This window comes from Lapidilactobacillus salsurivasis (genome assembly GCF_054785215.1).
In genome coordinates this window covers 1-13,732 of sequence record NZ_BAAABI010000009.1, presented here as the reverse complement: position 1 = coordinate 13,732, position 13,732 = coordinate 1, and the positions used below count along the sequence as shown (strand labels likewise).

The 13,732-nt window shown below is 49.3% G+C and carries 13 protein-coding genes; 12 read left to right on the top strand and 1 reads right to left on the bottom strand.

Annotated elements, in window-relative coordinates; all coding sequences use genetic code 11:
* Positions 1-158: 158 nt before the first annotated feature.
* From ACYVSB_RS10240 to trxA, 12 genes are all read left to right on the top strand, one after another.
* Positions 159-1,481 carry a DRTGG domain-containing protein gene (locus ACYVSB_RS10240; protein ID WP_461219289.1) on the top strand — a complete coding sequence of 441 codons (1,323 nt, stop codon included), beginning with the start codon at positions 159-161 and terminating at the stop codon, positions 1,479-1,481.
* A 3-nt stretch (positions 1,482-1,484) separates the two neighbouring features.
* Positions 1,485-2,453 (top strand): DHH family phosphoesterase, encoded by a 969-nt coding sequence (locus ACYVSB_RS10235; protein ID WP_461219288.1) that lies wholly within the window; start codon positions 1,485-1,487, stop codon positions 2,451-2,453.
* Positions 2,454-2,577: 124 nt separating this feature from the next.
* Positions 2,578-3,927, top strand: coding sequence for a DEAD/DEAH box helicase (locus ACYVSB_RS10230; protein WP_461219287.1), 1,350 nt, complete (start codon positions 2,578-2,580; stop codon positions 3,925-3,927).
* Positions 3,924-4,802, top strand: a complete 879-nt coding sequence (locus ACYVSB_RS10225) for a hypothetical protein (protein WP_461219286.1) — start codon at positions 3,924-3,926, stop codon at positions 4,800-4,802. Before ACYVSB_RS10230 ends, ACYVSB_RS10225 begins: the two co-directional genes overlap by 4 nt.
* Before the next feature lie 278 nt (positions 4,803-5,080).
* Positions 5,081-7,741 carry an alanine--tRNA ligase gene (alaS, locus tag ACYVSB_RS10220; protein WP_461219285.1) on the top strand — a complete coding sequence of 887 codons (2,661 nt, stop codon included), beginning with the start codon at positions 5,081-5,083 and terminating at the stop codon, positions 7,739-7,741.
* A gap of 73 nt (positions 7,742-7,814) precedes the next feature.
* Positions 7,815-8,072, top strand: coding sequence for an IreB family regulatory phosphoprotein (locus ACYVSB_RS10215; protein WP_461219284.1), 258 nt, complete (start codon positions 7,815-7,817; stop codon positions 8,070-8,072).
* Between the two features lie 3 nt (positions 8,073-8,075).
* Entirely contained in the window at positions 8,076-8,510 is a 435-nt protein-coding gene (gene ruvX, locus ACYVSB_RS10210; protein ID WP_461219283.1) for a Holliday junction resolvase RuvX, read from the top strand.
* Between the two features lie 41 nt (positions 8,511-8,551).
* Positions 8,552-8,854, top strand: a complete 303-nt coding sequence (locus tag ACYVSB_RS10205) for a DUF1292 domain-containing protein (protein WP_191987498.1) — start codon at positions 8,552-8,554, stop codon at positions 8,852-8,854.
* 124 nt (positions 8,855-8,978) lie between these two features.
* A complete protein-coding gene (locus ACYVSB_RS10200; RefSeq protein ID WP_461219282.1) occupies positions 8,979-9,218 on the top strand; it encodes a cell division protein ZapA in 240 nt (79 codons plus the stop codon).
* Between the two features lie 23 nt (positions 9,219-9,241).
* Positions 9,242-9,787 carry a CvpA family protein gene (locus ACYVSB_RS10195; protein WP_461219281.1) on the top strand — a complete coding sequence of 182 codons (546 nt, stop codon included), beginning with the start codon at positions 9,242-9,244 and terminating at the stop codon, positions 9,785-9,787.
* A gap of 80 nt (positions 9,788-9,867) precedes the next feature.
* Positions 9,868-12,225: an endonuclease MutS2 gene (locus ACYVSB_RS10190; protein WP_461219280.1), complete on the top strand. Its 2,358-nt coding sequence runs from the start codon at positions 9,868-9,870 to the stop codon at positions 12,223-12,225.
* 88 nt (positions 12,226-12,313) lie between these two features.
* On the top strand, positions 12,314-12,628 hold the full coding sequence (gene trxA, locus ACYVSB_RS10185) for a thioredoxin (protein ID WP_125598761.1): 315 nt from the start codon (positions 12,314-12,316) through the stop codon (positions 12,626-12,628).
* A gap of 88 nt (positions 12,629-12,716) precedes the next feature.
* Here the strand turns inward: trxA and ACYVSB_RS10180 are convergent, their stop codons facing one another.
* Positions 12,717-13,220 (bottom strand): DUF2507 domain-containing protein, encoded by a 504-nt coding sequence (locus ACYVSB_RS10180; RefSeq protein ID WP_461219279.1) that lies wholly within the window; start codon positions 13,218-13,220, stop codon positions 12,717-12,719.
* Positions 13,221-13,732 lie beyond the last annotated feature (512 nt).

Here is a 13,732-nt window from a genome sequence, read left to right as displayed (position 1 = left end):
CACCGTTTAATGATCGGTTTGGCGTTGGTGTGGGTGCGATTGGGGGCGCGGTATAACTTGTTGATTTTGCGGTTACATTTTCGTCAGATTAGTTTTGTGTTTAGCTTTAGAAACAGATATACTGATACAGTAGACTGTCAGATAAAGTGGGTGAGTTCTTGGCAACAAAACACGAAGAGATCATTCGTTATTTAGAAACTTTGCCGATCGGCCAGAAGGTTTCGGTGCGCTCGATCGCGCATGAGCTTCAGGTCAGCGAAGGCACGGCATATCGGGCCATCAAATCGGCAGAAACCAATGGGTTAGTGGCGACGATTGAGCGGGTCGGTACGGTCCGAATAGAGAAGGAGCGACCGAAACAGATCGAGGAACTGTCTTTCTCAGACATTCTTGAGTTGATCAATGGGCGCTTACTTGGCGGCGCGGCCGGACTAGCGAAAACTTTAAATAAATTTGTGATTGGCGCGATGACGGAAGAGGCGATGATTCCCTATATCACGCCAATGTCGCTGGTGATCGTTGGGAATCGAACGGGCGCTCAGCAAATCGCTCTGGAACACGGTGCCGCGGTGTTGATCACCGGTGGCTTTGAGGCGTCAAGCGAGAATATTCGCCTGGCTGATGATGAAGAGTTGCCTTTGATCAGTACCAGTTATGACACTTATACCGTGGCAAGCCTGATCAACCGGGAGATTTCCAACAAGAATATCAAGCAAGACATTTTGACGGTCAACGACGTTTATGAGCCTCGTGACCAGATCCAGGTATTGCTGCAATCGCAAAAGGTCAGTGATTATCTGGCTTTGCGTAATAGCACCAATAAATCGCGGTTTGCGGTGGTCACCGAAAAAGGACGCTTGGTCGGCGTGATCACTTATCACGATATTCAGGGTTTCAGCGCGGGAACTGGGCTTGATAAGGTGATGGTCAAGAATCCGATTACGGTGACTTTACACACCTCGTTGGCTAACGCGACGCATCTACTGATGTCCAATTCGATTGATTTACTGCCAGTCGTCGATACTGGGTTCAATTTAGTCGGTTTGGTCAATCGCAACGATGTCCAAGCGCATGAACGGCCGCTTTCGAAGATGGGGACCTGGACGTTGGAGGCGCAAATCGGCGAGGCGCTGTCTGTTGAGGAGACGCCAGTGGTCACTGGCGACGATTTTCCAGCTTGGCGGGCCGTGGTCACACCGCAAATGGCCAATGATGATGGGACTTTGGCCATTGGGGTCTTAACCGAACTGCTGACTTTGGCCGCAACGCGCTCATTACGCCTTTACCAACAAAAGGTCAGCATGGTTGATCAACTGAATCTATATTATTTACGCTTGGTCCAGATCGATCATGAATTGACCATCAAATTACGGGTCGTTAATGCCAGTCGGCGGCGTACCTATTTCGATATTGATATTTTATCGGATCATCTAGTCGTGGCCAAAGCGATGGTCACTTGCCAAGTTATTGAGGAGATATAAACGATGGAAGCAAATTTTGCACAGATTCTAGAAAAAATCAAAGCCTACGATAAAATCGTGATCCACCGCCATCAAAATCCGGATCCGGATGCGGTTGGGTCCCAGGCTGGCCTAGCGACAGCAATCAAAGCAGGCTATCCTGACAAACAAGTTAAGATCGTTGGGAGCTCAGTCGGCGATTTAGATTGGTTGGCCCAGCCCGAAGAGGTTGCCGATGACTTTTATCAAGGGGCCTTGGTTATTGTGGTAGATACGGCGAATACGCCGCGTATCAGTGATCCCCGGTTTGACCAAGGGGACTTCCTGATCAAAATCGATCATCATCCTAATCGTGACGCTTATGGCGACTATTATCATGTTGTGACTGAGGCATCCAGCAGCTCCGAATTGGTCGTTGATTTGATCAATGACAGTGAGGGCGCTTTGATGCTGACCCAAGAAGCGGCGCGGGTGTTGTACGCGGGGATCGTCGGAGATACCGGTCGCTTTATGTATAATTCCACCACCACCCATACTTTCAACGTGGCTGCCCAACTGGTCGGCACTGGTTTCAATCATTCAGTTGTCAGTGAGAACCTTTATGAAATGACGTTAGCACAGGCGCGGTTGCAGTCGATCGTCTTCGATCAAATCAGTTTTGATGGCCATGGTGCCGCTCATGTGATGATCAGTCGCGAATTGATCGCGAAGCTAGGATTACGTGATGATCAGGTGAATTCGATCGTGTCCACTCCTGGTCGTTTGAAGGGTGTGCTGCTTTGGTCGATCTACGTTGAAAAGCCTGACGGCACATATCGGGTTCATTTCCGTTCCAAAGGGCCAATCATCAATGCCATCGCTCAAGAGCATGATGGTGGTGGGCATCCGCTGGCCAGTGGCGCCAACGCCCAGGATCAAGCCGAGGTGCAAACGATCATTGCCGAAATGGTCGCCGCGGGGTCGGCTTATCAAACACAACCCACAGTAAACTAAAACAAGCTTTCAGCACAGGACGCTGCTGTCAGTCTCGATTGAGTGAGGCTGAAACTGGCAGCCGACGTGGCTGGTCGTTCAGCAATCTGATCCAGCTGATGGGTCATGAATAAGGAGAAATGCAATGCCTAATGATTTTACAAATTTTGGCTTAAAGGACAGTTTATTGGCCGGTTTGACCGCAATTGGCTTCCGGCAACCCACCCCAGTTCAAAACGCGGTGATTCCGGTGTTACTGGCTGGCAAAGATGCGGTGGTCGAGTCGCAAACCGGGAGTGGTAAGACCCACGCCTTTTTGTTGCCATTACTAAGCCGCTTAGAGAAGCATGAAGATTTGGCGCAATTAGTGATCACGGCACCTAGCCGCGAGTTAGCGACGCAAACCTATGAAATGACCAAGGCACTATTGACGGCAAGCAATGAGCATTGGTCCACCCATTTGTATGTGGGGGGCAGTGATAAGGAGCGCCAAATCGAGAAATTGCAACGGCAACAACCAGATATCGTAATCGGAACGCCTGGTCGGATTCTTGATTTGGTTTCCAGCGCAGCGTTGCGGGTTGACCAAGTTCGCTTTTTAGTGATCGATGAAGCCGATATGACCCTAGACATGGGCTTCTTGAATCAAGTTGACGCGATTGCCAGCAAAATGCCAGCCGCGTTGCAAACAGCGGTCTTTTCCGCCACGATTCCGGATAAGTTGCAACCGTTCTTGCGGAAGTATCTGCACACGCCGGAACAGATCAAGCTTGCGCCGAAGTCTGTAATCAATCCACAAGTTGAGAACTGGCTTTTCGCGACGGGGGGCAAGAACAAGGCTGAGTTAGTCGCGCAATTACTAACGATCGGCCAACCCTATTTGGCGCTGGTTTTCGCCAACACGAAACAGACCGTTGATGATTTAACCGACTATCTCAAACAAAAAGGTCTGCGCGTGGCCAAAATCCACGGGGGCTTACAACCGCGAGAACGCAAGCGGGTGATGAAGCAAGTTGAGAACTTGGAGTACCAGTATGTGGTGGCTACTGATTTGGCGGCCCGGGGCATTGATATTCCGGGAGTTTCCTTGGTCATCAATTATGAATTGCCGAAGGATCTGGAGTTCTTCGTCCATCGGGTTGGCCGAACCGGACGCAATGGGCTTGAAGGCACTGCCATCACCCTGTACCGCCCAGCGGAGGAGAATCTTGTTGCCCAACTGGAACATATCGGCGTTAAGTTTGTGCCCAAGACTTTGGAGAAGGGTCAGATCGTGACGACTTACGACCGCCAACGCCGGACGCAACGCCGCGCGACCCAACAGAAACTTGATCCAACTTTGATTGGCTACGTCAAAAAGGCGCGGGGCAAAGGTAAACCGGGCTATCGTAAGAAAATCAAACAAGCCATCAGCGATGATCGCCGACGCAAGCGTAAAATTGAACAACGAGCGGAACATTTACAACAAAAGCAGAAGAGGAAGGCGCAACGATGATTACAGAGAAAATGCTGTACTGGAATTCTTGGCATCAATTGACAGTGGAGGAACAACAGCGGGTTTTTGAACAAATCCTACGCTACTTTGTGAATCCGCTTTGGAGTGTTGAAAATATCAAGTCTCTAGAAACGCCAAGCCAAGCTGGTCCTTTGCGGACTTTCGAGGTCAACCTTAACGGACAGACCTATTTCTTCATGCCGGGACAAGAAGCCGGTACCGTCGTCGCTGAGCTTGATGAAGTGGCCCCATTTCTGATGAGCGTTCAAGCATTGCCATCAAGCTTGAAATTGATTGGTCAATTGAACCTAGTGAACGGTGAACGTCATGGCAATCAAAAGCTTTTGAAAAAGCATGATCGTGAGATAACGGCGTATTTGGAGCGTAGTTCGGATAGCTTGAATCCGTTTGCGAGTGATAATGACCTCTTTGGTAATCATGACTTGGTCTTTATTCCGGCCAATAATGGCATCATGCATATTTTTGTCCAGCAGAACTTAGAATTTGCTGGTTTACGGCGCGAGTTGCGACGGGATGGCGCTAATCTACCTACAAGGAATCAGTGGGAATATGCGGCTTTGGCGAATTGGGCCGGTAGTTTTGCGGCGATTGATGACAGCCAGAGTCAGCACCAATTAGGCTTAGGAATGTTGTTTGACCCGCTCCCAACGCTGGAGATGCTGGACGATCCGGCTGTGGCCAAAGAGAACCCATTTGGCTCCGATAGTGGGCTTTTCGGCGGCACTGACACCCAAGTTAAATCGGAAAATGACTTGTTGGATTTGATTGGTGATGTGACTGAAACGGATTTCAGTCATGGGCCTTTATCGCATTTCGCCGTTTACCGCTCTGTCTTCAATGTTCAACTAGATTAGCGGACAACTAAAATTTGTTGTCATTGATTGACAAGAAACAGCTTTTTAATTATAATGTTTTTGACTTAAGATATGTTGACGCGGGCCGTGTTCAGAGAGAGGCTGTTGGTGTGAAGCCTTCACGTAAGCGTGATCGATGCTCCTTAAGTGGCAATCGAATAGTAGTTCAATTAAGAGGTTAACGATCAAACATCGTTGCAAACAAGGTGGTACCGCGCATGAGCGTCCTTGTCAGCAACGGTGTTTTTATTTGTTTAGTCGTTAGGAAAGGTGTTAGCATGAAAAAACTATCAAGTAGTGAGTTTCGACAAATGTTTCTCGACTTTTTCAAATCAAAGGGGCATGATGTTGAACCCAGCGCCTCACTGATCCCCCATGATGATCCCACCCTGTTGTGGATCAATTCCGGGGTAGCCACGTTGAAGAAATATTTCGACGGCACGGTTATTCCAAAAAACCCCCGGATCACTAACGCGCAAAAGAGTATTCGGACCAATGATATTGAAAACGTCGGGAAAACGGCGCGGCACCATACATTTTTCGAGATGTTAGGTAATTTCTCTGTGGGTGATTATTTTAAAGCGGACGCGATTCCGTGGGCCTGGGAGTTTCTGACCTCACCAGAATGGTTGGCGATGGATCCGGCGCGCTTATACGTCACAGTTTATCCGAAAGACACCGAAGCTTATCGCATTTGGCATGAAGTTGTTGGCCTACCCACAGATCACCTGATCAAGGTGGAAGATAATTTCTGGGATATTGGCGAGGGTCCTAGTGGTCCTGATTCCGAGATTTTCTACGATCGTGGCCAACAATTCAATAATGTGGCCGAAGATGATCCGGAGAATTACCCCGGCGGCGAAAATGAACGCTATTTGGAATTATGGAACATCGTTTTCTCTGAATTCAACCATTTACCTGATGGCCGCTTCGTGGAACAACCCCATAAAAATATTGATACGGGGATGGGTCTGGAGCGGGTCGTTTCCGTGCTTCAGGACGCGCCAACGAATTTCGAGACCGATTTATTCTTGCCGTTGATCCACAAGACTGAAGAAATCAGCGGTCAGGTGAAATATGGCACGGATCCCAAACAGGATGTGGCCTTTAAAATTATCGCCGATCACGCGCGGACGGTTAGTTTTGCCATTGGTGACGGCGCTTTGCCATCAAATGAAGGTCGCGGTTATGTGTTGCGCCGTTTGATCCGCCGCGCCGTCTTAAACGGCCGCCGTTTACAGATCAGCAAGCCGTTCTTGTATCAATTAGTGCCGGTGGTTGGTGAAATCATGGCCAGCTATTACCCAGAGGTCTCCGCGCAAAAGGACTTTATCGCTAAAGTGATCAAGTCCGAAGAAGATCGTTTCAGCGAAACGTTGACGGATGGGCTGGCCTTACTCAACGATCTGATTGCCCAGCAAAAGCTGGCTGGTAGCACGGTGATTGATGGCCGCGCCGCTTTTAAATTGTTTGACACCTTTGGCTTCCCTATCGAATTGACGGTGGAATACGCCGCTGATGAAGGGATGACCGTCAACGAAGCCGAATTTGACGAAGCCATGAAGGAGCAAAAGGCGCGAGCGCGGGCGGCGCGCGGCGATCTCCAATCAATGGGCTCGCAAAACGAGACCCTGATGGCCATCAAGGCCGCTAGTGTTTTTGATGGCTACCAACACTTGACGCTGAATGGCGCTAAATTAGTGGTGGCCTTGCAAGCAGATCAAGAAGTGGCCTCTGTGGCTGGCGGTCAAGCACAATTGATTTTCGACCGGACGCCGTTTTACGCGGAAATGGGCGGTCAGGTGGCTGATCATGGTGTGGTTCAGGATGCGGCTGGTCAGGTTGTGGCGCAGGTGGTTGATGTGCAGCATGCGCCAAATGGGCAAAATCTGCATACGGTCAAGGTGTTGACCCCAATGATCGTTGGCCAGGAGTACACATTGGCTGTGGATCAGCTTTGGCGGATGAAGGTGCGCCGTAACCATACCGCGACTCATTTGCTGGATCAAGCGTTACGCGATGTCTTAGGTGAGCATACTCATCAGGCGGGTTCGTTGGTTGAGCCGACCTATTTACGTTTCGATTTCACGAATCTGGGTCAGGTCACCTCAGCGCAACTGGCGCAAGTTGAACAAATCGTCAACGAGAAGATCTGGGCGGAATTACCGGTGGAGACGGTTGAAACAGACCTGGAATCGGCGAAGAAATTAGGAGCGATCGCCTTATTCAGTGAGAAGTATGGCGAGCGGGTCCGGGTGGTCAAGGCCGGCGATTATTCCATGGAATTGTGCGGTGGGACCCACGTGAGCAACACCGCGGAGATCGGACTGTTCAAAATCACCTCAGAATCAGCGATCGGTGCGGGCGTGCGGCGGATCGAGGCAGTGACGGCCACCGAAGCTTTCCAATATTTGGAAGATCAAGCGCAGATGTTACACCAAGTCGCGAGTACCTTGAAAGTCAACCAGTTGAAAGAATTACCCCATAAGGTCGAAAGTTTGCAACAGGAGCTGAAGGACAGCCAACGCGATCTACAAAACTTGAAAGCGAAACTGGCGCAATCGACGGCTCAGGATCAAGTTCGAGTTGTCACGGCCGGCACTTTCAAACTGGCCAGCGCGGTGATCCCGAATGTGACGATCAACGAATTGCGGCAGTTAGCCGATAACTGGCGGGATAAGCCTACCAGTGATGTTTTAGTTTTAGGGACGGCGCAAGGAGAGAAAGCCAACCTGTTGGTGGCCGTGACTGAGGCGGCGGTGGCGCAAGGGCTGAAGGCCGGCGCGATCATCAAGGCCAGCGCGCCCGCAATCAACGGCGGTGGCGGCGGTCGCCCTGATTTGGCCCAAGCAGGTGGCAAGAAACCAGCAGGGTTACCAGCAGCGCTAGAAGCGGCGCAGGCCTTCGTTAGCCAACAAGGCGCTGATTCTAAAAACTAGATTAAGTAATGATAACAATCATTGTTTTTTGGTCATGATTCCTGTATGATTCAGGTAGAGTGAGGTGACTGTCATGAGTGAATTGGATAAGACAATGTCCTTTTCTTTTAATGAAAATGAATCGAGGAACGTCAAGGATACTTTGGAAAGTGTGTATCAATCTTTGGAGGAGAAGGGTTATAATCCGATCAACCAAATCGTTGGTTACCTGCTTTCCGGCGACCCTGCTTATATTCCCCGGCATAATGATGCCCGTAATTTGATTCTGAAGCATCAGCGTGACGAGATCATTGAAGAATTGGTTCGTAAATACTTGAATAAGGATCGTTGATCGATGCGTTTGATGGGATTAGATGTTGGCTCGCGAACCGTTGGCGTTGCCATTAGCGATGAACTGGGTTGGACCGCTCAGGGGGTCGAGATCATTCAGATCGATGAAGCAAATGAGAATTTTGGCATGAAGCGGTTAAAGAAGTTGGTGGCGGATTATCAAGTCACCGGCTTCGTTTTAGGTCTGCCCAAGAATATGAACAATACTAGTGGGCCGCGGGTCGCGAAGACCAAGGCTTATGGTGATCGTTTGCTTCATAAATTTGGCCTACCCGTGGATTATCAGGATGAACGTTTGTCAACGGTCCAAGCGGAACGAATGCTGATCGAAGAAGGCAATGTTTCACGCAAGAAGCGTAAGGAAGTCATCGACAAATTAGCTAGTGTGGTGATCTTACAGAATTATCTTGACGCCCATGGGCAATTGACCCAGCAATAGGAGGAACTATGACAGATAAGAAAATCGACGATTTCAGCGATATGAATGCTGACGACCGCCAAATCACCCTTGTTGATGAGAATGGCAACGAGGAGCTTTATGAAGTATTATTTACCTTCGATTCCGAAGATTATGATCGTTCTTATGTGCTGTTGGTCCCAGCCAACTCAGCTGAGGACGAGGCAGTTGACATCTATCCTTTCGCTTACACACCAGACGAGAATGGTGATGCGACTTCCGGTGATTTGATCCCGATCGAAGATGAAGACGAATGGGAAATGGTTCAAGGCGTTCTCGACGTCTTTTTGCAAGATGAGAATTTGAATGGTCAATCCAACGATTGAGTGTTTTGTGAAAAGGGTTCGGCAACGCCGAGCCCTTTTTTTCTTTGGCGGCTAGGCTAGCTCAGAACGGCATTTAGTGATAAACTATTAATTAGTTTTATGAGCGTGGTGAATATTTTCAGGTATGGCGAAACAAAATCAACCTTACAAAGCGGTGATCAATCATCGGGAATATCAGATCATTGGTCCGCGGACACCGGAACAGATGGCGCAGATCACTCAGCGAGTCAATGAGCAACTGCAAGCATTGAAACGCCGAGATCCTCTCTTGAGCTCTGAGGATGCGGCGGTTTTGCTGGCGTTTAATTTGGTCGCACAACAACTGGCCCACGAGAATTTGCAGGCCAAACGTCGGAAAAAATAAGTGGTTAGATTGTTGAGGAACTTATGCTTAGTTTTGTGATTATTCTTATCTTTGCCTACAATCTCTATATGGGTGCTCGACGGGGACTTTATTTGCAGAGTGCATACACGCTGGGTTATTTGATCAGTTTGTTGTTTGCTCGGCTTTTTTACGTAGGTCTCAGTACGAAACTTGATCTGCTGATTCCTTACCCGTCAGCAACGTTGGACAGCCATTTCGTTTTTTTCTCCAATGATGTTGGGTTGAATCTGGATCAGGCGTTTTATCGCGGTTGCGCTTTTTTACTGATTTTATTGATCGGGTGGGTGCTGACTCATCTTGTGGTCATGTTCTTCAGTGATTTGGCTTATTTGAAATTACCTCAGGTGGACCACACCGCTAATTTAGTCGGGAGCCTCTTCCTCGCTTTTATTGTCTGCTATTTTGGCGTATTTTGTTGTTTTTACTTAGTGGCGGTCATTCCGATCCCAGGGATCCAAGACGCGTTACAGAAATCCTGGTTAGCAACGTTGATCGTTCGTTACACCCCGATCCTGACCAAATGGATCACCGCATTATGGGTTGCATGAACAATTGCCAAATGAGAGCGAGCAGGGTGCTCGGTCTCATTTTTTGTCGGAGTATTTTGAAGTAAAGTGGTGACTATCAAATGAATTCAAGAGTTTTAAGATTACTAGAATTTAATAAAATCAAACAACAGATCCAGCCCTATTTGGCGACGGAAATGGGACGCTCGACCTTGGCCGAGTTGATGCCTAGCGCGGACGCGGATACGGTGCAGTTGTGGTTGGATCAGACTAAAGATGGCGCGGACTTATTGCGTCTCAAAGGTGGGCTGCCTTTGGCCCAGTTAGTCGGCATGGACGCGCCATTGCACCGATTAGAAATCGGTGCTAATTTGAATGGTCCCGAACTAGCGGCAATCGGCCGGAGCTTGCGGGTAGTCAGTCAGATCACGAATTTCTTCCGCGATTTGGATGATACGATCGAGTTACGGGCGCTACCTGAGTTGGCGGCCAATTTGGTTAATTTGCCGGAACAGAGTCAGTTGTTACGCCGCTCCATCGAAAGTGACGGCACGGTTTTGGATACGGCTTCGAGTCAGCTACAAAGTTTACGGAAAACGATTCACAGTCAGGAAACCGAGATCCGCAGTCGGATGGACGGCTACACGCGCGGTAGTCAGGCTAAATATCTGAGCGAACCGATCGTGACGATTCGGAATGATCGCTATGTCATTCCGGTGCGGGCGGAATACCGTCACCAATTCGGCGGCATCATTCACGACCAAAGCGCCAGTGGGCAAACTGTCTATGTGGAACCACAAAGTATTTTGGAAATGAATAACAAATTGCGTCAGGTCCAATTGGCGGAAAAACAGGAAATCGAGCGGATCCTCGCTGAATTATCCGCGGCCTTGGCGCCTTATACCAATGAATTGCGGAGCAACGAATACCTGTTGGGACAGTTTGACTTCATTAATGGCAAGGCCAAGTACGCCGCCCAAATTCGTGGGACGGAACCCCTGGTTTCCACCGATAATATTGTTAAATTGCGTCAAGCGCGTCATCCCTTGTTGGATCCACGCCAAGTTGTTAGTAATGATATTTTGATTGGGGACACGTATAAGACGATCGTGGTGACTGGTCCCAACACCGGTGGGAAAACGATCACCTTGAAAACACTGGGTTTGATTCAATTGATGGCCCAATCAGGGTTGTTCATTCCCACGCGAGAAGAAAGTCAAGTGGGAATCTTCCACGAAATTTACGCGGACATTGGTGACGAACAGTCGATCGAGCAGAACTTGAGTACTTTCTCCAGCCATATGGATAATATTATTAACTTCCTAGATCCAGTTGACGACCGGGACTTGGTTCTCTTGGATGAGCTGGGCGCTGGGACCGATCCCCAGGAAGGCGCGAGTTTGGCCATCGCGATTCTGGATTATCTCGGGGGCACTGGGGCTGAAGTCGTGGCCTCGACCCATTATCCCGAGTTGAAGGTCTATGGCTATGAACGGCCGGAAACAATCAATGCCAGCATGGAATTTGATGTCAAGACCCTGAAGCCGACTTACCGGCTGTTGATCGGTATGCCTGGTCGTTCCAACGCTTTCGATATTTCACGGCGTCTCGGTATGCCGGAAGCGATCGTGGCGGCGGCCAAGGAATTGATGAACGGCGCCAGCCAAGATTTGAATGATATGATCAGCGACCTGGAAGCGCAGCGTAAGCAAACCGAGACCCGGGGCGAAGAATTGGCGCAGCAATTGCAGGAAGCGACGGCGCTGCATGATGAGTTGAAGTCGGCTTGGACCGATTTTCAAAAGCAGAAAGAACAGCTACAAGCGACGGCTCAGGAAAAAGCCAATCAGTTGGTTGACCAAGCCCAAACCGAGGCCGACCAAATTATTGACGAATTGCGGCAGATGCGCTTAAATGGCGCTCAGAGCGTCAAGGAGGATCAACTGATCGCGGCCAAGGGACAATTGAACCAATTGCACCAGGAACGCAGCCTGAAGCAAAATAAGGTCTTACAGCGCGCCAAACGCCAGCAGGAGATCAAGGTGGGCGATGATGTCCGCGTGCTTTCTTATGGGCAGGTTGGTGTGGTCACTCAGAAATTAAGCGCCCATCAATACGAAGTTCAAATGGGCATCATCAAAATGAAAATCGCCGAACGCGAATTGGAAAAGATCAAAGCGCCGCAACCAGCGGCACAACGGCAGATCGTCACCGTTCGCGGTGGTAGTGACCATCACGTTTCCACGCAGTTGGATCTGCGCGGTCAACGTTATGATGAAGCGCTGGCCAATCTCGATCGTTACATTGACGCCGCGCTATTAGCCGGTTATGAGTCTGTGACGATCGTTCACGGCAAAGGCACCGGCGCGATCCGGCAAGGCGTGCAGGATTATCTCAAGCAGAATCGTCGCGTCAAACGTTATGAATACGCGCCGGCGTCGGCTGGTGGTAATGGCGCGACCCTGGTTTTCTTCAAGTAGTCAGCTTGGTTATTTTTTGTAAGCAAAAAATTTGAAAAAAGTGTTGGGGACAGTTAAGATAATAATATCTTTATTGGAGGTAAGCAGAATGGTAAAAGCGATCACAGACAAAACTTTCACCGCGGAAACTGAACACGGCGTTGTTTTAACCGATTTCTGGGCAACTTGGTGCGGTCCTTGTCGGATGCAGTCACCGGTTATCGAGAAGCTGGAAGAAGAGAACAAGCAGGTCAAATTCACCAAAATGGATGTGGATGAGAACCCAAATACACCACAACAATTTGGCATTATGGCCATCCCAACCTTGATCATCAAAAAAGATGGCGAAGTTGTGGAGAAAGTTGTCGGCTACCACAGCAAGGAACAGCTTGAAGCAACCTTAGCGAAATATACCGCGCAATAAATCTCAGCTCCACTAATTCAAGCAGTCAAAAAGACATTCAACGCCGCAACTTTCAGGCGTTGAATGTCTTTTTTTTGAGGGGCACTGGCTACTCAGTTGGCGCGGCGCTGTCCGCTGCCGGTGTGGTCAATTGGATGAATTCGGGACGTGGTTGCGTCACGGGATCCTTTAAGTCCGTTTGGATCCGCAGGCTGACGCGCTGATGCCGCGCGTCTACGGTGAAACTCGCTTCCGTCAGCAAGCCCAGCTGCTGTTCACGGGTCTGCGCCACAAAACCAGTTTCCAAACTGAAACTAGCCGCTGCCGGGAAGGCCAAGCGGTTAGCGACGGCTGGACCTTGCAGGCGTAATTCGGTCACGCTCTTCTTCTGACTGATCAGGCTCAGTTCACCCCAATGCGCCAGCGCGAAGAAGCTGACCAAATCGTCCCATTCGGCTAAAGGCAGGCGCCGTGCTAACGCTTTGCCCAACCAATAAGACAGATCCGCCGTATCTTCCCCTAACAATAAGGGCAACAAAATATCACGATCTAAATATCCCTGAAAATCTTCAGGTCGTTGCTTTAGTAGCTCTTGAATCGATTGCCAGTTCATTACGTTTCAACCTCCAAGTTAGTTCAATTATAACTGATTTAGCGGAATGACGGGCAAGAAAAAGTGTTTTTTACCAAAAATTAGCGAGAAAGTGATGGCGGACAACTTGATGGAATTGTAGACTTGGGGTTGTTCATCAGTGTTGGTTAGCCAGCCTGGTGGGGAAATCGGTACCAAATCGCGGTGCTTGCGCTAACCGATTGTCTGACGATTCCTCCAGAATGGCTGGCACTCACGATGATTTAGGAAGGAAATCAGGACGGATCACGTTGTCAAGACTTGAAAAATCAGTCAAAAAAAGCGACAATAAAGGCTAAGTCAAAATTGAAGGGATCGCAAGTCAACCACCCGTGACTAAAGTCAAAGGCTTGTGAGAGCATCGCCTAACGGCGACACGACCACAATTTGCTTAGATACAGCCATCGCCTGCAAGCAGGTCTTACGTGCTAATTACCAAAGCCTTTAGAGTCCGCAGGTTGCCAGACGGACTGTGATTCTTAGTTAAGGGCTAA

Coding starts and splice junctions, on each gene's coding strand:
- ACYVSB_RS10235 (WP_461219288.1), top strand. CDS start 1,485: ATGGAAGCAAATTTTGCACAGATTCTAGAAAAAATCAAAGCCTACGAT.
- ACYVSB_RS10230 (WP_461219287.1), top strand. CDS start 2,578: ATGCCTAATGATTTTACAAATTTTGGCTTAAAGGACAGTTTATTGGCC.
- ACYVSB_RS10225 (WP_461219286.1), top strand. CDS start 3,924: ATGATTACAGAGAAAATGCTGTACTGGAATTCTTGGCATCAATTGACA.
- alaS (WP_461219285.1), top strand. CDS start 5,081: ATGAAAAAACTATCAAGTAGTGAGTTTCGACAAATGTTTCTCGACTTT.
- ACYVSB_RS10215 (WP_461219284.1), top strand. CDS start 7,815: ATGAGTGAATTGGATAAGACAATGTCCTTTTCTTTTAATGAAAATGAA.
- ruvX (WP_461219283.1), top strand. CDS start 8,076: ATGCGTTTGATGGGATTAGATGTTGGCTCGCGAACCGTTGGCGTTGCC.
- ACYVSB_RS10205 (WP_191987498.1), top strand. CDS start 8,552: ATGAATGCTGACGACCGCCAAATCACCCTTGTTGATGAGAATGGCAAC.
- ACYVSB_RS10200 (WP_461219282.1), top strand. CDS start 8,979: ATGGCGAAACAAAATCAACCTTACAAAGCGGTGATCAATCATCGGGAA.
- ACYVSB_RS10195 (WP_461219281.1), top strand. CDS start 9,242: ATGCTTAGTTTTGTGATTATTCTTATCTTTGCCTACAATCTCTATATG.
- ACYVSB_RS10190 (WP_461219280.1), top strand. CDS start 9,868: ATGAATTCAAGAGTTTTAAGATTACTAGAATTTAATAAAATCAAACAA.
- trxA (WP_125598761.1), top strand. CDS start 12,314: ATGGTAAAAGCGATCACAGACAAAACTTTCACCGCGGAAACTGAACAC.
- ACYVSB_RS10180 (WP_461219279.1), bottom strand. CDS start 13,220: ATGAACTGGCAATCGATTCAAGAGCTACTAAAGCAACGACCTGAAGAT.